This window comes from Kosakonia sp. R1.Fl (genome assembly GCF_023516815.1).
In the GTDB taxonomy this organism is placed as follows: domain Bacteria; phylum Pseudomonadota; class Gammaproteobacteria; order Enterobacterales; family Enterobacteriaceae; genus Kosakonia.
Map to the genome: position 1 here is coordinate 3,397,072 of NZ_JAMGSQ010000001.1, position 18,727 is coordinate 3,415,798.

At 53.8% G+C, this 18,727-nt stretch carries 18 protein-coding genes; 12 read left to right on the forward strand and 6 right to left on the reverse strand.

What is annotated here, in order from left to right; all coding sequences use genetic code 11:
- Positions 1–16: 16 nt before the first annotated feature.
- Positions 17–835: a helix-turn-helix transcriptional regulator gene (locus tag M8Q36_RS16085; RefSeq protein WP_249881541.1), complete on the reverse strand. Its 819-nt coding sequence runs from the start codon at positions 833–835 to the stop codon at positions 17–19.
- Between the two features lie 95 nt (positions 836–930).
- Between M8Q36_RS16085 and M8Q36_RS16090 the strand changes: the two genes are divergently transcribed.
- From M8Q36_RS16090 to ruvB, 3 genes are all read left to right on the forward strand, one after another.
- The gene (locus M8Q36_RS16090; RefSeq protein WP_249881542.1) at positions 931–1,812 is read left to right on the forward strand and encodes an SDR family oxidoreductase; all 882 of its coding nucleotides are present in this window, start codon (positions 931–933) and stop codon (positions 1,810–1,812) included.
- A gap of 98 nt (positions 1,813–1,910) precedes the next feature.
- Positions 1,911–2,522, forward strand: a complete 612-nt coding sequence (gene ruvA / locus M8Q36_RS16095) for a Holliday junction branch migration protein RuvA (protein WP_249881543.1) — start codon at positions 1,911–1,913, stop codon at positions 2,520–2,522.
- An 8-nt stretch (positions 2,523–2,530) separates the two neighbouring features.
- Complete coding sequence (ruvB, locus tag M8Q36_RS16100; RefSeq protein WP_249881544.1) at positions 2,531–3,541, forward strand: Holliday junction branch migration DNA helicase RuvB; 1,011 nt, start codon at positions 2,531–2,533, stop codon at positions 3,539–3,541.
- Positions 3,542–3,580: 39 nt separating this feature from the next.
- Here ruvB and znuB read toward each other — a convergent pair whose 3' ends face one another.
- Together znuB and znuC are read right to left on the reverse strand one after the other, a co-directional pair.
- Positions 3,581–4,366, reverse strand: a complete 786-nt coding sequence (gene znuB / locus M8Q36_RS16105; protein WP_065368190.1) for a zinc ABC transporter permease subunit ZnuB — start codon at positions 4,364–4,366, stop codon at positions 3,581–3,583.
- Positions 4,363–5,118, reverse strand: a complete 756-nt coding sequence (gene znuC, locus M8Q36_RS16110) for a zinc ABC transporter ATP-binding protein ZnuC (RefSeq protein WP_200550640.1) — start codon at positions 5,116–5,118, stop codon at positions 4,363–4,365. Before znuC ends, znuB begins: the two co-directional genes overlap by 4 nt.
- Positions 5,119–5,196: 78 nt before the next feature.
- Between znuC and znuA the strand changes: the two genes are divergently transcribed.
- From znuA to lpxM, 3 genes are all read left to right on the forward strand, one after another.
- Positions 5,197–6,141 (forward strand): zinc ABC transporter substrate-binding protein ZnuA, encoded by a 945-nt coding sequence (gene znuA / locus M8Q36_RS16115; protein ID WP_249882788.1) that lies wholly within the window; start codon positions 5,197–5,199, stop codon positions 6,139–6,141.
- Positions 6,142–6,156: 15 nt separating this feature from the next.
- On the forward strand, positions 6,157–7,485 hold the full coding sequence (mepM, locus tag M8Q36_RS16120) for a murein DD-endopeptidase MepM (RefSeq protein WP_249881545.1): 1,329 nt from the start codon (positions 6,157–6,159) through the stop codon (positions 7,483–7,485).
- A 130-nt stretch (positions 7,486–7,615) separates the two neighbouring features.
- Positions 7,616–8,587: a lauroyl-Kdo(2)-lipid IV(A) myristoyltransferase gene (gene lpxM / locus M8Q36_RS16125; RefSeq protein ID WP_249881546.1), complete on the forward strand. Its 972-nt coding sequence runs from the start codon at positions 7,616–7,618 to the stop codon at positions 8,585–8,587.
- Positions 8,588–8,637: 50 nt separating this feature from the next.
- Here the strand turns inward: lpxM and pyk are convergent, their stop codons facing one another.
- Both pyk and M8Q36_RS16135 read right to left on the reverse strand, forming a co-directional pair.
- Positions 8,638–10,080, reverse strand: a complete 1,443-nt coding sequence (gene pyk, locus M8Q36_RS16130; protein WP_017456939.1) for a pyruvate kinase — start codon at positions 10,078–10,080, stop codon at positions 8,638–8,640.
- A 126-nt stretch (positions 10,081–10,206) separates the two neighbouring features.
- Entirely contained in the window at positions 10,207–11,076 is an 870-nt protein-coding gene (locus tag M8Q36_RS16135) for a MurR/RpiR family transcriptional regulator (RefSeq protein ID WP_017456940.1), read from the reverse strand.
- Between the two features lie 342 nt (positions 11,077–11,418).
- On the opposite strand from M8Q36_RS16135, the gene zwf reads away from it, so the two are divergent.
- The 3 genes from zwf (at position 11,419) to kdgA (ending at position 15,620) form a co-directional block, all read left to right on the forward strand.
- Positions 11,419–12,894, forward strand: coding sequence for a glucose-6-phosphate dehydrogenase (gene zwf, locus M8Q36_RS16140; protein ID WP_020454115.1), 1,476 nt, complete (start codon positions 11,419–11,421; stop codon positions 12,892–12,894).
- Between the two features lie 234 nt (positions 12,895–13,128).
- Positions 13,129–14,940: a phosphogluconate dehydratase gene (edd, locus tag M8Q36_RS16145; RefSeq protein WP_249881547.1), complete on the forward strand. Its 1,812-nt coding sequence runs from the start codon at positions 13,129–13,131 to the stop codon at positions 14,938–14,940.
- A 38-nt stretch (positions 14,941–14,978) separates the two neighbouring features.
- Positions 14,979–15,620 (forward strand): bifunctional 4-hydroxy-2-oxoglutarate aldolase/2-dehydro-3-deoxy-phosphogluconate aldolase, encoded by a 642-nt coding sequence (gene kdgA / locus M8Q36_RS16150; protein WP_007371596.1) that lies wholly within the window; start codon positions 14,979–14,981, stop codon positions 15,618–15,620.
- A 216-nt stretch (positions 15,621–15,836) separates the two neighbouring features.
- Here the strand turns inward: kdgA and purT are convergent, their stop codons facing one another.
- Positions 15,837–17,015 (reverse strand): formate-dependent phosphoribosylglycinamide formyltransferase, encoded by a 1,179-nt coding sequence (gene purT, locus M8Q36_RS16155; RefSeq protein ID WP_249881548.1) that lies wholly within the window; start codon positions 17,013–17,015, stop codon positions 15,837–15,839.
- Between the two features lie 131 nt (positions 17,016–17,146).
- On the opposite strand from purT, the gene M8Q36_RS16160 reads away from it, so the two are divergent.
- From M8Q36_RS16160 to M8Q36_RS16170, 3 genes are all read left to right on the forward strand, one after another.
- On the forward strand, positions 17,147–17,485 hold the full coding sequence (locus M8Q36_RS16160) for a YebG family protein (RefSeq protein ID WP_249881549.1): 339 nt from the start codon (positions 17,147–17,149) through the stop codon (positions 17,483–17,485).
- Positions 17,486–17,544: 59 nt separating this feature from the next.
- Positions 17,545–17,895 carry a protein YebF gene (yebF, locus tag M8Q36_RS16165; protein WP_249881550.1) on the forward strand — a complete coding sequence of 117 codons (351 nt, stop codon included), beginning with the start codon at positions 17,545–17,547 and terminating at the stop codon, positions 17,893–17,895.
- Between the two features lie 94 nt (positions 17,896–17,989).
- Positions 17,990–18,649 carry a tellurite resistance TerB family protein gene (locus M8Q36_RS16170; protein WP_249881551.1) on the forward strand — a complete coding sequence of 220 codons (660 nt, stop codon included), beginning with the start codon at positions 17,990–17,992 and terminating at the stop codon, positions 18,647–18,649.
- The last annotated feature ends 78 nt before the right edge of the window (positions 18,650–18,727 follow it).

Here is an 18,727-nt window from a genome sequence, read left to right on the forward strand (position 1 = left end):
TTTACCGGCGCTTTTTTTACAATAGCGAACTTATTTTGCGCGCGTCCTCTTCGGTTGATGGGTTATAGACCACCATTGTCAGATCCGGTTGGCCTTCCACTGAAAAACTCGAGAACTCCAGCGACAACCTACCGACAGCGCCATGCAGCAGGATTTTGGTGCCTTCTTCCATTACGTCTATATCATTATTTTGCCAAAGCTCTGCAAATTCTGCAGAAGCTGCGCTGAGTTCTTCAACCAGAGGACGAATTTCAATCGACGCACCCGCGCGGGTTGCGTCCGCACGAAAAGCGGCCACCAGAAAGCGGGCGAGCGAGTGCCAGTCTGCCTGTGCGGCGCGCGCCTGGGGATTAAGAAAAATGCGCCGCAGAATGTTACGTTCATGTGCGGGCTGGCTGGGGTAATCGGATAACACCACCGTGGCGGCTTTGTTCCAGGCGAGCACATCCCAGGTCGCATTGCGGATCATCGCCGGGCTCAGGTGCATACAGTCCAGCACTTTTTGCAGCCTTTCTGTCACGGTTCCTCTGGTCATGGAATGCATGCCCGGAGCACGGCCTAATGCCAGATGAAAAACGTGTTCGCGTTCGCGCTCAGAAAGACGCAGCGCCTGGCAAATGCGCTCCAGCACTTCCGCCGAAGGCGTACCTCCTCGACCTTGCTCAAGCCAGGTATACCAGGTGGCGCTAATACAGGCCAGATGCGCCACTTCTTCACGGCGCAGCCCCGGCGTACGTCGCCGCGCGGTATGAAAACCCAGCGCCACAGGATCAAGCTGTGCCCGGCGCGATTTCAGGTAACTGCCCAGATCTTTAGGCTGAGTAACGCTTTGCATCCTGTTAGTCCTTATACCCCGATAACGTCACTACTTTTCACTACAAAGGATATTTATAAGGATAACGGCGCGAGTCAATATCAGGAGACACACACATGCATGTTTTTCTAACGGGCGCGACCGGTTGGGTCGGCGCTAAAGTGGCGGCAGAGTTGATTGCTGCCGGGCACCAGGTGAGCGGCCTGGCAAGAAACACGGATAAAGCACAGACATTGCTGGCCGCTGGGGGGCAGGTTGTTTCCGGAACGCTGGATGATCACACCATCTTGTTTGACGCAGCGTCGCGTGCGGATGCGGTGATCCATACCGCCTTTAATCACGACTTTTCCCGCTTTGCGGAAAATTGCGAACAGGACCGTCGCGCCATTGAAGTGATGGGGGAGGCGCTGATCGGTAGCGATCGTCCGTTGCTGGTGACCTCGGGGCTGGCAAGGCTGGTTCAGGGGCGGCCAGCAACAGAAAAGGATCAGCCTGTCAGCGCGCCGGACTATCTGCGCCGTTCCGAACTGGCGGCACAGGCTCTGGTCGAAAAAGGTGTCCGGGCTGCCAGTGTGCGTCTGGCTCCAACTGTTCATGGTGTAGGCGATCACGGTTTTATCCCGATTTTGATCGCGCTGGCGAAGAAAACCGGTGTATCCGCCTGGCCGGGCGAGGGCAATAATCACTGGGCGGCGGTACATCGTCTTGATGCGGCGAAGGTATACCGGCTGGCGCTGGAAAGTGGCGTAACGGAAACGGTATATCATGCGGTAGCGGAAGAAGGGATCGCGATGCGGGAGATTGCCATCGCCATTGGCAACATGCTGGGCCTGCCCGCTGAATCACGCGGTGCCGACCATTTTGGCTGGTTTGCCACCTTTGCTGCCGCGGATATGTCGGCATCCAGCGAGCGAACCCGTGAGGTCTTAGGCTGGCACCCTGAGCAACGCGATTTACTCACCGATCTTGCGGATGCGGCCTATTACGCGAATTCCTGAACCGCGCTCGCGTTTTCCTGTATATTCGGCTGGATATCTATCCAGCCTTTTTTTATCATACGGCATTACACTTTCAGCCGTTAACGCAGGAGCGTCACGTGATAGGCAGACTCAGAGGCATTATTGTAGAAAAACAACCCCCGTTGGTTCTGCTGGAAGTGGGGGGCGTGGGATATGAAGTCCATATGCCGATGACCTGCTTTTATGAGCTCCCGGACGCCGGAAAAGAGGCGGTTGTTTTTACACAGTTCGTGGTACGTGAAGACGCTCAGCTGTTATACGGCTTTAATAACAAGCAGGAACGGACGCTGTTTCGTGAGCTCATCAAAACCAATGGTGTAGGGCCTAAGCTAGCACTGGCGATTTTGTCCGGCATGTCGGCGCAGCAGTTTGTTAACGCCGTTGAACGCGAAGATCCTGCGGCGCTGGTCAAATTGCCGGGAATCGGGAAGAAAACCGCCGAGCGTTTGATTGTCGAGATGAAAGATCGCTTTAAAGGTCTGCACGGCGATCTCTTCACCCCGGCTGCTGATTTGGTGCTGTCCTCTCCGGCGAGCCCGGCGACGGATGATGCGGAACAAGAAGCCGTTGCTGCGCTGGTGGCGTTGGGCTATAAACCTCAGGAAGCCAGCCGGATGGTAAGCAAGATTGCGCGTCCGGACGCCAACAGTGAAACCCTGATCCGCGAAGCGCTGCGCGCGGCGTTGTGAGGTAGAGGATGATTGAAGCAGACCGTCTGGTAACGCCCGCCAGCACCAATATAGAGGAAGTTGCAGACCGCGCTATTCGTCCGAAAATGCTCGACGAGTATATCGGTCAGCCGCAGGTGCGCTCGCAAATGGAGATCTTTATCCAGGCGGCAAAGCTGCGCGGTGACGCGCTGGACCATCTGCTTATCTTCGGCCCGCCGGGCTTAGGTAAAACGACGCTAGCGAATATCGTGGCAAACGAGATGGGTGTCAATCTGCGCACGACCTCAGGCCCGGTGCTGGAAAAAGCGGGCGATCTCGCCGCGATGCTCACTAATCTCGAGCCGCATGATGTGTTGTTTATTGATGAGATTCACCGCCTCTCGCCGGTTGTCGAAGAGGTGCTTTATCCGGCGATGGAGGATTATCAGCTGGATATCATGATCGGTGAAGGGCCAGCGGCGCGCTCAATCAAAATCGATTTACCCCCGTTTACCTTGATCGGCGCGACAACGCGCGCGGGTTCGCTCACTTCGCCGCTGCGCGATCGTTTCGGCATTGTGCAGCGTCTGGAGTTCTATCAGGTGGCAGATTTACAGCACATTGTCGGGCGCAGCGCGCGCTATATGGGGCTGGAGATGAGCGACGAGGGTGCGCTGGAAGTGGCGCGACGCTCACGCGGTACGCCGCGTATTGCGAATCGTCTGCTGCGGCGTGTGCGCGATTTCGCTGAAGTGAAGCACGATGGCGACATTACCGCTGATATCGCGGCCCAGGCGCTCGACATGCTGAATGTCGATGCCGAAGGCTTCGACTATATGGATCGTAAGCTGCTGTTAGCCGTAATCGATAAGTTCTTCGGTGGCCCGGTCGGGCTGGACAACCTGGCGGCAGCCATTGGTGAAGAGCGCGAAACGATTGAGGATGTGCTGGAGCCGTATCTTATCCAGCAGGGCTTTTTGCAGCGTACGCCACGAGGCCGGATGGCAACAGTCAGAGCGTGGAATCACTTTGGTATAACGCCGCCGCAAATGCCATAACGTTAAAGGCCGGAGAGCATTTGCTTCCGGCCTTTCGCTTTAGCTGGCGGGTTTCTTCATCATGCTGAAGATAAACAGCAGCGCCGCGCACAACACCACGGATGGGCCCGCGGGCGTGTCATAAAAAGCCGAAAATGTCAGCCCGCCGGTGACGGCGATCATGCCGATCCCGACTGCGATGCCCGCCATTTGCTCCGGTGTACGTGCGAAGCGTCGCGATGTCGCGGCAGGGATAATCAACAGGGAGGTGATGATCAGTGCGCCGACGAATTTCATGGCAACGCCAATCGTTAACGCAGTGACCAGCATCAGCAGCAGCTTCACACGCTGCAACTTCACGCCATCGACAAAGGCCAGCTCGGGGCTGATGGTCATCGACAGCAGATTGCGCCATTGCCAGAACAAAATTCCCAGCACCACGACAACACCCAGAGCAATCGCCACCAGGTCGGCTGGAGTGACCGCCAGCAAGTCCCCGAACAGATAGGCCATTAAATCGACACGGATATTTGACATCAGGCTGACAACAACCAGACCCAGCGACAGTGCGCTGTGCGCCATGATCCCCAGCAGGGTATCAATGGCCAGATGAGGTCGTTTTTCCAGCCATACCAGCCCGGCGGCCAGCAGCAGCGTAACGGCGATCACTGCATAAAATGGATTGACGTCCAGTAACAAACCGAAAGCCACACCCAGCAGAGAAGCATGCGCGAGCGTGTCGCCGAAATATGACATTCTGCGCCAGACAACAAATGAGCCCAACGGACCCGCCGCGCAGGCGAGCATAACCCCGGCAAGCCAGCCGGGCAGTAATAATTCGATCATGAGTGTCCATTACCCTGGCGCAGCACAATGCGGCCCTGTAAATCGTGGCGGTGGTTGTGATTGTGGCGATAAATCCCCAACTGTTCCGCGCCACGCTGGCCAAACATGGAGATAAATTCCGGGTGCATCGAAACCACTTCCGGCGTGCCAGAACAGCAAATATGGTGATTCAGGCAGAGCACTTCATCGGTTTTTGCCATAACCAGATGCAGATCGTGAGAAACCATCAATACAGCGCAGTCCAGCTCTTTACGCAACTGGTCAATCAGGTTGTACAGCGCCACCTGGCCATTCACATCAACGCCCTGGGTTGGCTCATCAAGAACCAGCAATTGCGGGCGATTAAGCAGTGCTCGCGCCAGCAATACACGTTGGGTTTCGCCACCAGACAGTTTTTGCATTGGCGCATCGACCAGGTGTGCGGCCTGCACTCGTTTTAGTGCGGGAATAATATCGCCTTTGCTGGTGCCAGGACGCAGGCGCATAAAACGGCCAACGGTGAGCGGCAGAGTAGCGTCCAGGTGTAATTTCTGCGGCACATATCCGATGCGCAGCGTTTTGTCACGCTTGATCAACCCGGAGTCGGGTGCTACCAGCCCAAGCACAACGCGCACCAGCGTTGATTTGCCCGCGCCATTAGGGCCCAGCAGGGTTAAAATTTTACCCGCGCGTAAATTCAGCGAAATATCAGACAGGACGCGACGTTGGCCGAATGCGACAGTGATTTTTTCGAGCGTTACAAGATTCGTCATAGCATTTATGGGGTTGCACAAGTTGTCGAATGTTATAATATCACATTCCATTTATTCATTACGATTAATAGTCGCATTATGTTACATAAAAATACGCTTCTTTGCGCAGCGTTATCCGCTGCGCTTCTCGGTGGAGCAGCACAAACTGCTAATGCCGCCGTTGTAACGTCATTAAAGCCGCTGGGATTTATCGCGTCAGCAATCGCTGATGGGGTGACGCCGACAGAAGTATTACTGCCGGATGGCGCTTCAGAGCACGATTATTCCCTGCGTCCATCGGATGTAAAACGCTTACAGAACGCGGACTTAGTATTTTGGGTCGGGCCTGAAATGGAAGCCTTTATGGTGCGTTCCGCGCAGCAAATCCCGGCGAAAAAATTAGTGACGATGGCGGAACTGAATGGTGTGAAAACGCTACTCATGAAAGGGTCGGACGAGGATGAGCACGACCATGATGATGGACATCATCAGGACGAAAATAGTGACGAGCATCACCATCACGGTGAGTACAACATGCATCTGTGGCTCTCCCCAGAGATTGCGCGGCTGTCGGCGGTTGCAATCCACGATAAATTAGTGGAAGTTATGCCGCAAAGTCGAGCCAAGCTGGACGCCAACCTGCAAGCATTTGAGGCATCATTAGCCCAGTCCGATAAGCAGGTCGGTAACGAGCTGGCACCGCTGAAAGGGAAAGGGTATTTCGTTTTTCATGACGCCTACGGCTACTTTGAAAAACACTACGGACTGACTCCGCTGGGTCACTTTACCGTCAACCCCGAAATTCAGCCTGGTGCGCAGCGTTTACATGAAATCAGAACACAGTTGGTTGAGCAAAAAGCAACCTGCGTTTTTGCTGAGCCACAGTTCAGGCCAGCGGTCGTAGAAGCTGTTGCCAGAGGGACATCCGTTCGAATGGGAACGTTGGATCCGCTCGGTATCGGCATCAAGTTAGGCAAAAAGAGCTATCCGCAGTTCCTTGCCCAACTTTCACATCAGTATGCGAGCTGCCTGAAAGGAGAATAACGAGGAAGTGAATACGTGCAACAGATAGCCCGCTCTGTCGCCCTGGCATTTAATAATCTGCCACGACCCCACCGCGTTATGCTGGGGTCACTTACAGTTCTCACTCTCACGGTCGCCGTTTGGCGTCCGTATGTTTACCACCCCGAATCCGTTACACCCATTGTTAAAGCTATCGAGCTGCCGAAGAGCGAAATCCGTTCTTTGCTGCCGGAAGCCAGCGAACCTATCGACCAGACTGCATCGGATGACGATGTTGACGCTATTCCGCAGGATGAACTCGATGAGAAAACCTCCAGTGAAGCTGGCGTACATGAATATGTCGTATCGACGGGCGATACGCTGAGCAGCATTCTTAATCAGTACGGCATTGATATGGGTGATATCAGCCAGCTTGCCGCTGCGGATAAAGAACTGCGTAACCTGAAAATCGGCCAACAGATCTCCTGGACTCTGACCGCGGATGGCGATTTACAGCGGTTGACCTGGGAGATGTCCCGCCGCGAGACCCGCACTTATGACCGCGTTGATGGCGGCTTCAAAATGAGTAGCGAAACGCAGCAAGGCGATTGGGTAAACTCGGTGATGAAAGGGACTGTCGGCGGGAGTTTTGTTTCCAGCGCGCGCGATGCCGGGCTAACCAGCGGTGAAATCAGCGCGGTGATCAAAGCCATGCAGTGGCAAATGGATTTTCGCAAGCTGAAAAAAGGCGATGAATTCTCTGTACTCATGTCCCGCGAAATGCTGGAAGGCAAGCAAGAGCAAAGCCAGTTACTTGGTGTGCGTCTGCGTTCCGACGGCAAAGATTATTATGCAATTCGCGCGGAAGACGGCAAATTTTACGATCGCAACGGTACAGGCCTGGCAAAAGGATTTTTGCGCTTCCCAACATCCAAGCAGTTCCGTGTCTCTTCGAATTTTGACCCCCGTCGTCTGAACCCGGTTACTGGTCGGGTTGCACCGCATAAAGGCGTTGATTTCGCGTTACCACAGGGCACGCCTGTGCTGGCGGTAGGGGATGGCGAAGTCGTCGTGGCGAAACGCAGCGGAGCGGCAGGTAACTATGTCGCTATCCGTCACGGGCGCACTTATACCACGCGTTATATGCACCTGCGCAAACTGTTGGTAAAACCAGGACAGAAAGTGAAACGTGGCGATCGTATTGCACTCTCCGGGAATACCGGCCGTTCTACCGGACCGCATTTGCACTATGAGGTGTGGATCAACCAGCAAGCTGTTAATCCGTTAACGGCGAAGCTGCCGAGAACCGAAGGCTTAAGCGGGTCGGATCGCAAAGATTATCTGGCACAGGTTAAAGAGATTCTGCCTCAGTTAAAAGTCGACTGATTCGTTTAATAAATGTGCGTCCGAAGCCGATGTCCAAACCGCATCGGCTTTTTCTTTTGTGCGATGGATGGCGCCTCGCTACACTATCTCATTATTTTATGTGAACTGATTTCTCGCCTGCGGAAGATGCATGGAAACGAAAAAAAATACCGCTGAATACATTCCTGAGTTTGAAAAAGAATTTCGCCATCCGCGCTACTGGGGCGCGTGGCTGGGAGTGCTGGCTTTTGCGGGTGTAGCGCTGATCCCGCCCTCGGTACGCGATCCTGTACTCGGCAAACTTGGTCGTCTGGCCGGAAAGTTCGGCAAAAGCGCGCGCCGCCGCGCGCAGATCAATCTCTACTACTGCTTCCCTGAAAAAAGCGATGCGGAAAGAGAAGTAATCATTGATGAGATGTTTGCCACTGCGCCTCAAGCCATGGTTCTGATGGCGGAACTGGCACTGCGTGGCCCGGAAAAGATCATGCCGCGTGTGGAATGGCAGGGGCAGGAAATTATTGATGAAATGCACCGCAACGAAGAGAAGGTGATTTTCCTCGTTCCGCACGGTTGGGGCGTTGATATCCCGGCGATGTTAATGGCATCGCAAGGCCAAAAAATGGCGGCGATGTTCCACAATCAGGGCAACAAAGTGTTCGATTATGTATGGAACAGCGTGCGTCGTCGTTTTGGCGGGCGTTTACATGCGCGTAATGATGGGATCAAACCCTTTATCCAGTCGGTTCGCCAGGGCTACTGGGGGTACTACCTTCCGGACCAGGATCACGGTGCGGAGCACAGCGAATTTGTTGATTTCTTTGCAACCTATAAAGCGACCCTGCCTGCTATTGGCCGTTTGATGAAAGTGTGCCGTGCGCACGTGGTGCCGCTGTTCCCGGTTTATGATGCGAAAACACACCGGCTGATTATTCAGGTGCGTCCGCCGATGGACGATCTGCTTACCGCTGATGACAATACGATTGCCCGCCGTATGAACGAAGAAGTTGAAAAGTTTGTCGGTCCGCATCCTGAGCAATATACCTGGATCCTCAAATTGCTTAAAACGCGCAAACCGGGTGAAACTGAGCCTTACAGGCGCAAAGATTTATTTGCGAAAAAATAGCCCACAAAAAAGGCCTCTCAATGAGAGGCCTTTTTGCTTTCTATAACCGCTTATTCTACGGTGAGAATGCGCGTGGTGTTGGTGGTGCCGATGGTGCTCATCACATCACCCTGAGTCACGATGACCAGGTCACCAGAGAGCAAATAGCCTTTATCGCGCAGCAGGTTTACTGCGTCGTGAGCTGCTGTCACGCCATCATTTACGCTGTCGAAATAGACCGGCGTGACGCCGCGATACAGAGCTGTCAGATTTAGGGTACGTTCATGACGAGAGAGGGCGAAAATCGGCAGCCCGGAACTGATGCGCGAGGTCATCAGCGCGGTACGCCCCGATTCTGTCATCGAAATGATAGCGGTTACACCTTTCAGGTGGTTTGCCGCATACATGGCTGACATGGCAATCGCTTCTTCCACGTTATCGAATTGGATATCCAGGCGGTGCTTGGAGACGTTGATGCTTGGAATCTTCTCAGCACCCAGACATACACGCGCCATTGCAGCAACGGTTTCGGACGGATACTGGCCTGCGGCCGTTTCGGCAGAGAGCATGACCGCATCGGTGCCATCGAGCACGGCGTTGGCAACGTCCATCACTTCCGCACGTGTTGGCATCGGGTTGGTGATCATTGATTCCATCATCTGCGTCGCGGTGATCACCGCACGGTTCAGCTGGCGCGCGCGGCGGATCAGCGCTTTCTGGATACCAACCAGTTCCGGGTCACCGATTTCAACACCGAGATCGCCGCGTGCGACCATTACCACGTCGGAGGCGAGGATCACATCATCCATCGCATCTTGATTGCATACCGCTTCTGCACGCTCAACTTTTGCCACGATTTTGGCATCGCAACCGGCATCGCGCGCCAGACGGCGAGCATAGTTAAGATCTTCGCCGCAGCGCGGGAAGGAGACGGCCAGGTAGTCAACACCGATCAATGCAGCCGTCACGATATCCGCTTTGTCTTTTTCAGTCAGTGCTTCTGCAGAGAGGCCGCCGCCGAGCTTGTTGATGCCTTTGTTGTTCGATAGTGGGCCGCCAACGGTCACTTCGGTAAACACTTTCATGCCCTGAACTTCCAGCACTTTCAGCTGTACGCGACCGTCGTCCAGCAGCAGGATATCGCCTGGTACGACATCAGCAGGCAAACCTTTGTAGTCGATGCCCACTTTTTCTTTGTCGCCTTCACCTTTACCGAGGTTGGCATCGAGCAGGAATTTATCCCCGATGTTCAGGAAAACTTTGCCTTCCTTAAAGGTGGAAACACGAATTTTTGGCCCCTGTAAATCGCCAAGGATAGCAACATGACGTCCCAGTTTTGCCGCAATCTCACGCACTTTATCTGCACGTAATTTATGATCTTCAGGTGTTCCGTGTGAGAAGTTCATACGTACCACGTTAGCACCGGCAGCGATCACCTTCTCAAGGTTGTTATCGCGGTCAGTAGCCGGGCCTAAGGTGGTTACGATTTTGGTTCTGCGAAGCCTTCTGGACATGTAATACTCCGTTGACTGAAACAACTTGGTGTTGCGTGAACATAAATCCGGTCATTTGGCGCCCAGCTGTGAAGGGCGATGTGTCAGATCGGACAGCGTAAGAGGTTACCGCTTTTATATTTACTATTAGTGGTTATCGCTTTTAATAAGCAGCTCTTTATCAAAGCGCGATTCTTTCAGTGCTTCTTTGACTCGCTTCAAGTTATCCCTGAATTTTGCTCCCCGACGCAATGTGAAGCCTGTCGCCAGCACATCAATCACCGTGAGTTGCGCAAGACGAGAAACCATTGGCATATAAATATCTGTATCTTCCGGAACATCCAGGGTGATAGCAAGCGTTGCCTCACGCGCCAGCGGCGTGCCTGCGGACGTAAGGGCTATCACCATGGCATCGTTTTCACGCGCCAGTTGCGCAAGTTCTACTAAATTCTTGGTTCTTCCGGTATGTGAAATCAACACAACGACGTCATCGTCGCTACAATTCATACAACTCATGCGTTGCAACACAATGTCATCGGAGTAGACCACCGGCACATTGAAGCGGAAAAATTTGTTCATCGCATCATGCGCAACGGCGGCAGAAGAACCAAGGCCAAAGAAGGCAATTTTTTTCGCCTGCGTCAGTAAATCTACGGCGCGGTTTACCGCCGCCATATCCAGTGACTGGCGCACATGGTCGAGACTGGCCATCGCGGATTCGAAGATTTTGCCGGTATAGGCTTCAACACTGTCATCTTCATCAACATTTCGATTAACATAGGGCGTGCCGTTGGCGAGGCTTTGCGCCAGATGCAGTTTGAAATCGGGGAAACCCCGGGTATCGAGGCTGCGGCAGAAACGGTTCACTGTTGGTTCGCTAACATCCGCTTCTTGCGCAAGTGCGGCAATGCTTGAGTGGATGGCCTGGTCCGGCGCGGCGAGGATCACTTCCGCCACTTTTCGTTCGGATTTGCTAAGGTGTTCCAGCCGTGACTGGATTTTTTCCAGCATATTCATGGGTGATAAACGCTCATGGTAAAACGATTACACCAATAGATGGAATCGTGATGCGGTTTAGCTTGATATTACCCCTGCGACGCGCAGAAAGGTAAGTCGTGATGAGAAATGTTGTTGTTTTTTTTCATTACATGATCAGAGTCGGATTTTACCGGCTGTGTATTGGGCAAATATCCCGCTTTATCAGGGCGAAAGAACAGTTTTTTCGTCACAACAATATAACGCACGTCCTGACAAGGCTTAACAGTTTCGGGAATTACGTAAAAGCAGTACAGTGCACTGTAATAAAATTACAACTGAGGCCTGGCTGAAGCTCCAGGATAGCCAACTGAGGAGAAAGACATGGCGGTAATACAAACAGCCCAGGCGTGTGACCTGGTCATTTTCGGCGCCAAGGGCGACCTTGCCCGTCGGAAATTGCTGCCTTCCCTGTACCAACTGGAAAAAGCGGGCCAGATTCACCCGGAGACACGAATTCTGGGCGTGGGCCGCGCTGATTGGGATAAGGAAGCGTATACCAAGGTTGTTCGCGAAGCGCTTGAAACCTTTATGAAGGAGAAGATCGACGAGAGCCTGTGGGACAAGCTGAGTGGTCGCCTGGATTTTTGCAATCTGGACGTCAACGATACGTCGGCATTCAAACGTCTCGGCGAGATGCTGGATCAAAAAAATCGCACCACCATCAACTATTTCGCCATGCCGCCAAGCACTTTTGGCGCAATCTGCAAAGGCCTGGGTGAAGCCAAACTGAACGCCAAACCGGCGCGCGTGGTGATGGAAAAACCGCTGGGCACATCGCTTGCCACATCGCGGGAAATCAATGACCAGGTGGGCGAGTTTTTCGAAGAGTGCCAGGTGTATCGTATCGACCACTACCTCGGTAAAGAGACGGTGCTCAACCTGCTGGCGCTGCGTTTTGCGAACTCTCTTTTCGTCAATAACTGGGACAATCGCACCATCGATCACGTTGAAATCACCGTGGCGGAAGAGGTGGGCATTGAAGGGCGCTGGGGCTATTTTGACCAGGCCGGACAAATGCGCGATATGATCCAGAACCACCTGCTCCAAATTCTGTGCATGATTGCCATGTCGCCGCCGTCCGATCTAAGCGCCGACAGCATTCGTGACGAGAAAGTAAAAGTGTTGAAGTCGCTGCGCCGTATTGATCGCACCAATGTGCGTGAAAAAACCGTCCGCGGTCAGTACAGCGCCGGTTTCGCCCAGGGCAAAAAAGTGCCGGGTTATCTGGAAGAAGAGGGCGCGAATAAGACCAGCAACACCGAGACGTTCGTTGCTATCCGTGTCGACATTGATAACTGGCGTTGGGCTGGTGTGCCGTTCTACCTGCGTACCGGTAAACGTCTGCCGACCAAGTGTTCTGAAGTGGTGGTTTACTTTAAAACACCGGAACTGAACCTGTTCAAAGAGTCCTGGCAGGATCTGCCGCAGAACAAATTGACCATTCGCCTGCAGCCGGACGAAGGGGTGGATATCCAGGTGCTGAACAAAGTGCCGGGTCTCGATCACAAACACAATCTGCAAATCACCAAGCTCGATCTGAGTTATTCCGAAACGTTCAATCAGACGCATCTGGCCGATGCCTATGAGCGTCTGTTGCTGGAAACGATGCGCGGCATTCAGGCGCTGTTTGTGCGCCGTGACGAAGTGGAAGAAGCCTGGAAATGGGTCGATTCCATTACGGAAGCCTGGGCGGCGGATAACGACTCGCCGAAACCTTACCAGGCGGGAACCTGGGGGCCAGTGGCCTCGGTAGCGATGATCACCCGTGACGGCCGTTCCTGGAACGAGTTTGAGTGATTCGCTGTCGGTTAATGTTGCGCAATTTTACCGGTAACATGATCTAACTCAGCTATCCGAACAATTTTTCATCTTTCAGGCCCCGACTGGATTCACCAGCGGGGCTTTTTTTATTACACTGGCTGAAGCGATTTTGCCTTTGGGGCGCGGCGCTCTGGTGTTTTCAGCTTGTTACGTAAAGCTCATCGCACTGTTAACGCGGCTTCCCCGGACAGATAAATTTCAGGAGCCTCTATGAACCCGACAATGTTACGCGTAACAAATCGTATTATCGAACGTTCGCGCGAAACCCGCTCAGCCTATCTGGCGCGTATTGAACAAGCGAAAAGCGATACCGTACGCCGTTCCACTCTCGCCTGCGGTAACCTGGCGCACGGTTTTGCTGCTTGCCAGCCCGACGATAAAGCCTCCCTCAAAAGCATGTTGCGCAACAACATTGCGATTATCACCTCATATAACGACATGCTCTCTGCGCACCAGCCTTACGAGGTCTATCCGGATATTATTCGTAAAGCACTGCATTCAGTGAATGCAGTCGGGCAGGTGGCTGGTGGTGTTCCGGCCATGTGCGATGGCGTAACGCAAGGTCAGGACGGGATGGAATTGTCCTTACTGAGCCGCGAAGTGATTGCTATGTCCGCTGCGGTCGGCCTGTCGCACAACATGTTCGATGGCGCGCTGTATCTGGGCGTGTGCGACAAAATCGTCCCGGGGCTGGCAATGGCAGCATTGTCGTTTGGCCACCTGCCGGCAGTGTTTGTGCCATCAGGTCCGATGGCGAGCGGCCTGGCCAACAAAGAGAAAGTGCGTATCCGCCAGCTTTATGCTGAGGGCAAAGTCGATCGCATGGCGCTGCTGGAATCAGAAGCCGCGTCCTATCATGCGCCAGGCACCTGTACATTCTACGGTACCGCTAACACCAACCAGATGGTGATTGAGTTTATGGGCATGCAGTTGCCGGGTTCCTCGTTTGTACACCCGGATGCACCGCTGCGCAAAGCGTTGACAGAAGCGGCGGCTCGCCAGGTAACGCGCCTCACCGGCAATGGCAACGAATGGATGCCGCTTGGCAAAATGATCGATGAAAAAGTGGTGGTTAACGGTATCGTTTCGCTGCTGGCGACCGGCGGTTCCACAAACCACACCATGCATCTGGTGGCGATGGCGCGAGCGGCGGGCATCATCATCAACTGGGATGATTTCTCTGATCTTTCAGACGTTGTTCCTTTGCTGGCGCGCCTCTACCCGAATGGCCCGGCGGATATTAATCACTTCCAGGCAGCCGGCGGTGTGCCGGTATTACTGCGCGAGCTGCTGAAAGGCGGTCTGCTGCATGAAGATGTTAATACTGTCGCAGGCTTTGGTCTGGCGCGTTATACCCATGAGCCGTGGCTCAATAACGGCGAGCTGGACTGGCGCGAAGGCGCAGCCGCGTCGCTGGATGACAATGTAATCGCCAGCATTGATAAACCGTTTTCTAAACATGGCGGCACTAAAGTACTGAGCGGCAACCTCGGACGCGCGGTAATGAAAACCTCCGCCGTACCGGTAGAAAACCAGGTGATTGAAGCACCGGCGGTGATTTTTGAAAGCCAGCATGACGTGCTGCCCGCATTTGAGGCAGGGCTGCTGGATCGCGATTGTGTGGTCGTTGTTCGTCATCAGGGGCCAAAAGCGAACGGTATGCCAGAATTACATAAACTCATGCCGCCACTTGGTGTATTATTGGACCGCCGTTTCAAAATTGCATTAGTTACTGATGGACGGCTGTCAGGAGCATCAGGTAAAGTGCCGTCGGCAATCCACGTTACACCAGAAGCATATGATGGTGGGTTGTTGGCAAAAGTGCATGATGGCGACATGATTCGGGTTAACGGGCAGACCGGCGAATTAACGCTGCTGGTTGATGACAACGTACTTGCCGCACGTCAGCCACATATTCCTGACCTTAGCGCGATGCGCGTGGGCACAGGGCGCGAAATGTTTGGTGCGCTGCGGGAAAAACTTTCCGGCGCGGAACAGGGCGCGACCTGTATCACTTTTTAAGACGACAAGATTTTAGTTCTGGCGAGAGAAAAACACTGATGAAAAACTGGAAAACGAGTGCAGAAGCAATCCTGAAAACGGGTCCGGTAGTGCCGGTAATCGTAGTGAACAAACTGGAGCACGCCGTACCGATGGCGAAAGCGCTGGTTGCAGGTGGTGTTCGCGTTCTGGAAGTGACTCTGCGTACGGCTTGCGCTATCGACGCTATTCGCGCTATTGCGAAGGAAGTGCCGGACGCAATTATCGGTGCAGGTACCGTGCTGAACCCGCAGCAACTGGCAGAAGTGACTGCCGCTGGCGCGCAGTTCGCCATCAGCCCAGGTCTGACCGAGCCGCTGCTGAAAGCCGCGACCGAAGGCACTATCCCGTTGATCCCGGGTATCAGTACCGTTTCTGAACTGATGCTGGGTATGGACTACGGTCTGAAAGAGTTTAAATTCTTCCCGGCAGAAGCCAATGGCGGCACCAAAGCGCTGCAGGCGATTGCGGGTCCGTTCTCGCAGGTACGTTTCTGCCCGACAGGCGGTATTTCTCCGGCGAACTATCGTGATTACCTGGCGCTGAAAAGCGTGCTGTGCATCGGTGGTTCCTGGCTGGTACCGGCCGATGCGCTGGAAGCAGGCGACTACGATCGCATCACTAAACTGGCTCGCGAAGCAGTAGAAGGCGCGAAACAGTAATTTTCGGCGGGTCTGAAGTCCGCCTGATAAAAAGCCTGGTCGCATCACGTCGACCGGGCTTTTTTATGGTTTTGATTCGTCCAGGGCTACGGACATCAAAAGATGCGACTCCGTTTATTGCCCCCGGATTTAGTTCTCAAGGGGCTGGCTGGTGCTTCTGAGAGAGTTGTGTACGCCTCCAGGCAGCAATCAATGCCGTTTGCTGGGTGAGGCAGATTACCCGTTGACCTTCACCGACGCCGCCGCCGCAACCGCGTATTCCACCGCTTTTTCAACGTTATCTGCCACGGCCAGCGCGACGCCCATACGGCGGGAACCCGCAATTTCCGGCTTACCAAACAGACGCAACTGCACGCCAGCACCCACGGCGTTGTTTATGTTATCAAAGGTGACATTCTGGCTAGTCAGGTGCGGCAGGATCACCGCCGAAGCAGACGGACCGTACTGGCGAATAGCGCCAATGGGCATGCCGAGAAACGCGCGGACATGCAGGGCAAACTCGGAAAGATCCTGCGAAATTAACGTCACCATCCCGGTATCGTGCGGGCGCGGAGAAACTTCGCTGAAGATAACGTCATCGCCGCACACAAAAAGCTCAACGCCAAACAGACCGTAACCACCAAGCGCCAGCACCACTTTACTGGCGATCGCTTGTGCGCGCTCCAGCGCCAGAGGCGACATCTGCTGCGGTTGCCAGGATTCGCGGTAGTCGCCATCTTCCTGGCGATGGCCGACTGGTGCGCAGAAATGTACGCCGTCGACCGCGCTGATGGTCAGCAGTGTGATTTCAAAATCAAAATTGACCACACCTTCAACAATTACCCGCCCGGCACCGGCGCGGCCGCCTTGTTGGGCATATTCCCAGGCGTCTGCTAATTGAGCGGCGCTTTTAATAAAGCTCTGGCCTTTACCGGAAGAACTCATCACTGGTTTTACAATACAGGGCAAGCCTATCTCCGCGACGGCTTGCTGAAATGCAGCTTCACTGTCGGCAAAGCGGTAGCTGGAAGTCGGCAACTGTAACTCTTCAGCCGCCAGGCGGCGGATACCTTCACGGTTCATCGTCAGCTTAGTGGCTCGTGCGCAGGGAACGACATGCTGACCCTGCGCTTCCAGCTCTATCAGCATATCGGTGGCGATAGCTTCGATTTCCGGCACGATAAAGTGAGGTTTTTCCTGTTCAACCAGCGCTTTCAGCGCCGCGCCATCAAGCATATTGATAACATGCGAACGATGCGCAACATGCATCGCAGGTGCATCGGGATAGCGATCCACGGCGATCACTTCAATACCCAGACGCTGACATTCGATGGCAACTTCCTTGCCCAGTTCACCAGAGCCTAATAACATCACGCGGGTTGCTGCAGGGCGCAGCGCAGTTCCTAAAAGAGTCATAGCATTGTACCGTTAGAAAAAATTTGCGCGCAGTATAAACGAAAACGTTTGCGTCTGTCTTTTATCACTTGCGGTGGTTTTTTCAACGCGCTACCATACTGTATAAATAAACAGTTAAATGAGGCTGCATCATGGCGGTAGAAGTTAAATACGTAGTCATTCGTGAAGGTGAGGAAAAAATGTCTTTTGCCAGCAAAAAGGAAGCCGATGCTTACGATAAGATGCTCGATCTGGCCGAAGTGCTCGGTGACTGGCTTGCAACAGGGCCGGTAGATCTGGAAGACAACGCGCGCGATCAGATGGCGTTGTGGCTTGCCGAGCAAAAAGAGGCGCTTAACAGCATCCTGAAATCCGGTAAATTACCGGGCACGGAAGCTGAAGAAGCGGTAGCGCCGGTTGGCTCTTCTGATTCAGAAACGGCTGACACTGTGGATATCAAAACTGCAGCGAAGCGCGTGAAAGTCGCCTGATCTTGCACTGCCAGCAATTTGTACCATGCTTTGAAGGGGTAAAAAACCAGGAGATAAGCATGAAAATTTCAGGAGTTTTCACCGGTCTGCTTTTGCTGGCAGGCAGCATCGCGGCGCATGCCGCTACGGATAAATCGGTGAAATTTCCCTCGTGCGAGGGACTCAAGGCAGACGGCATCGCCGCCAGTGTTAAGCGGGATTATCTGCAGAATCGCATTGTCCGTTGGGCTGACGATCAAAAGAAACTGGGTCAGGCCGATCCGGTCGCCTGGGTCAATCCGAAAGAGATTACTGGCACGGATGATAAATGGGTAGTGCCGTTAACCGTACGCGGGAAAAGCACGGACATTCACTATCGCGTAGCCATCGATTGTAAAGGCGGAACCGCAGAGTATCAGCCGCGATTGTAACACCGCATTTTCCCATTCTTTTCAGATATAGACACTTCCTGACATCCCCCTCGCTTACTCTGTGCGCACAACTGTCATGATAAGCGAGGGTTCTATGAGCTGGTTAAATCAACTGCAGTCATTGCTTGGTCAAAAAGGTGATACGCAGACGCCGTCTCCCGGTGGCCAGGGGCTCAACAATTTGTTGGTGCCGGGGGCATTAGGTGGCCTGGCGGGTCTGCTGGTCGCCAGTAAATCATCGCGCAAACTGCTCGCGAAATATGGCACAGGCGCTTTGCTGGTGGGCGGAGGCGCCGTTGCGGGCAGCGTGTTGTGGAATAAGTACAAGGATCGCATCCGGGATGCGCATCAAGGTGAGCCGCAATTTGGTCAGCAAAATACGCCTCTGGATGTCCGCACTGAGCGGCTTATCCTGGCGCTGGTCTTCGCCGCCAAAAGCGACGGACACATTGATGATAAAGAACGTGCGGCGATAGAACAGCAGTTGCGTGAAGCAGGTGTGGAAGCGCAAGGGCAGCAACTGGTAGCGAAAGCTATAGACCAGCCGCTGGATCCCGCGCGTCTGGCGCAGGGAGTGCAAAACGAAGAAGAAGCGCTGGAAGTTTACTTCCTCAGTTGCGCCGCTATCGATATCGATCATTTTATGGAACGCAGCTATCTGAACGCGCTGGGCGATGCGTTAAAAATTCCGCAAGATGTGCGAGAAGATATCGAGGCGGATCTCAAAAAGCAGAAATTAGCGCTTAGCTCATGATTTAAATTACGTTTCGCTTGCATCGCGCGTGGGTTTTGCCACCCTTATAGGTATGTAAAACCAAATAAGAATTGTGCT

Coding starts and splice junctions, on each gene's coding strand:
- lpxM (WP_249881546.1), top strand. CDS start 7,616: ATGGAAACGAAAAAAAATACCGCTGAATACATTCCTGAGTTTGAAAAA.
- znuC (WP_200550640.1), bottom strand. CDS start 5,118: ATGACGAATCTTGTAACGCTCGAAAAAATCACTGTCGCATTCGGCCAA.
- kdgA (WP_007371596.1), top strand. CDS start 14,979: ATGAAAAACTGGAAAACGAGTGCAGAAGCAATCCTGAAAACGGGTCCG.
- purT (WP_249881548.1), bottom strand. CDS start 17,015: ATGACTCTTTTAGGAACTGCGCTGCGCCCTGCAGCAACCCGCGTGATG.
- M8Q36_RS16160 (WP_249881549.1), top strand. CDS start 17,147: ATGGCGGTAGAAGTTAAATACGTAGTCATTCGTGAAGGTGAGGAAAAA.
- znuA (WP_249882788.1), top strand. CDS start 5,197: ATGTTACATAAAAATACGCTTCTTTGCGCAGCGTTATCCGCTGCGCTT.
- pyk (WP_017456939.1), bottom strand. CDS start 10,080: ATGTCCAGAAGGCTTCGCAGAACCAAAATCGTAACCACCTTAGGCCCG.
- znuB (WP_065368190.1), bottom strand. CDS start 4,366: ATGATCGAATTATTACTGCCCGGCTGGCTTGCCGGGGTTATGCTCGCC.
- M8Q36_RS16135 (WP_017456940.1), bottom strand. CDS start 11,076: ATGAATATGCTGGAAAAAATCCAGTCACGGCTGGAACACCTTAGCAAA.
- yebF (WP_249881550.1), top strand. CDS start 17,545: ATGAAAATTTCAGGAGTTTTCACCGGTCTGCTTTTGCTGGCAGGCAGC.
- edd (WP_249881547.1), top strand. CDS start 13,129: ATGAACCCGACAATGTTACGCGTAACAAATCGTATTATCGAACGTTCG.
- M8Q36_RS16170 (WP_249881551.1), top strand. CDS start 17,990: ATGAGCTGGTTAAATCAACTGCAGTCATTGCTTGGTCAAAAAGGTGAT.
- M8Q36_RS16090 (WP_249881542.1), top strand. CDS start 931: ATGCATGTTTTTCTAACGGGCGCGACCGGTTGGGTCGGCGCTAAAGTG.
- M8Q36_RS16085 (WP_249881541.1), bottom strand. CDS start 835: ATGCAAAGCGTTACTCAGCCTAAAGATCTGGGCAGTTACCTGAAATCG.
- zwf (WP_020454115.1), top strand. CDS start 11,419: ATGGCGGTAATACAAACAGCCCAGGCGTGTGACCTGGTCATTTTCGGC.
- ruvB (WP_249881544.1), top strand. CDS start 2,531: ATGATTGAAGCAGACCGTCTGGTAACGCCCGCCAGCACCAATATAGAG.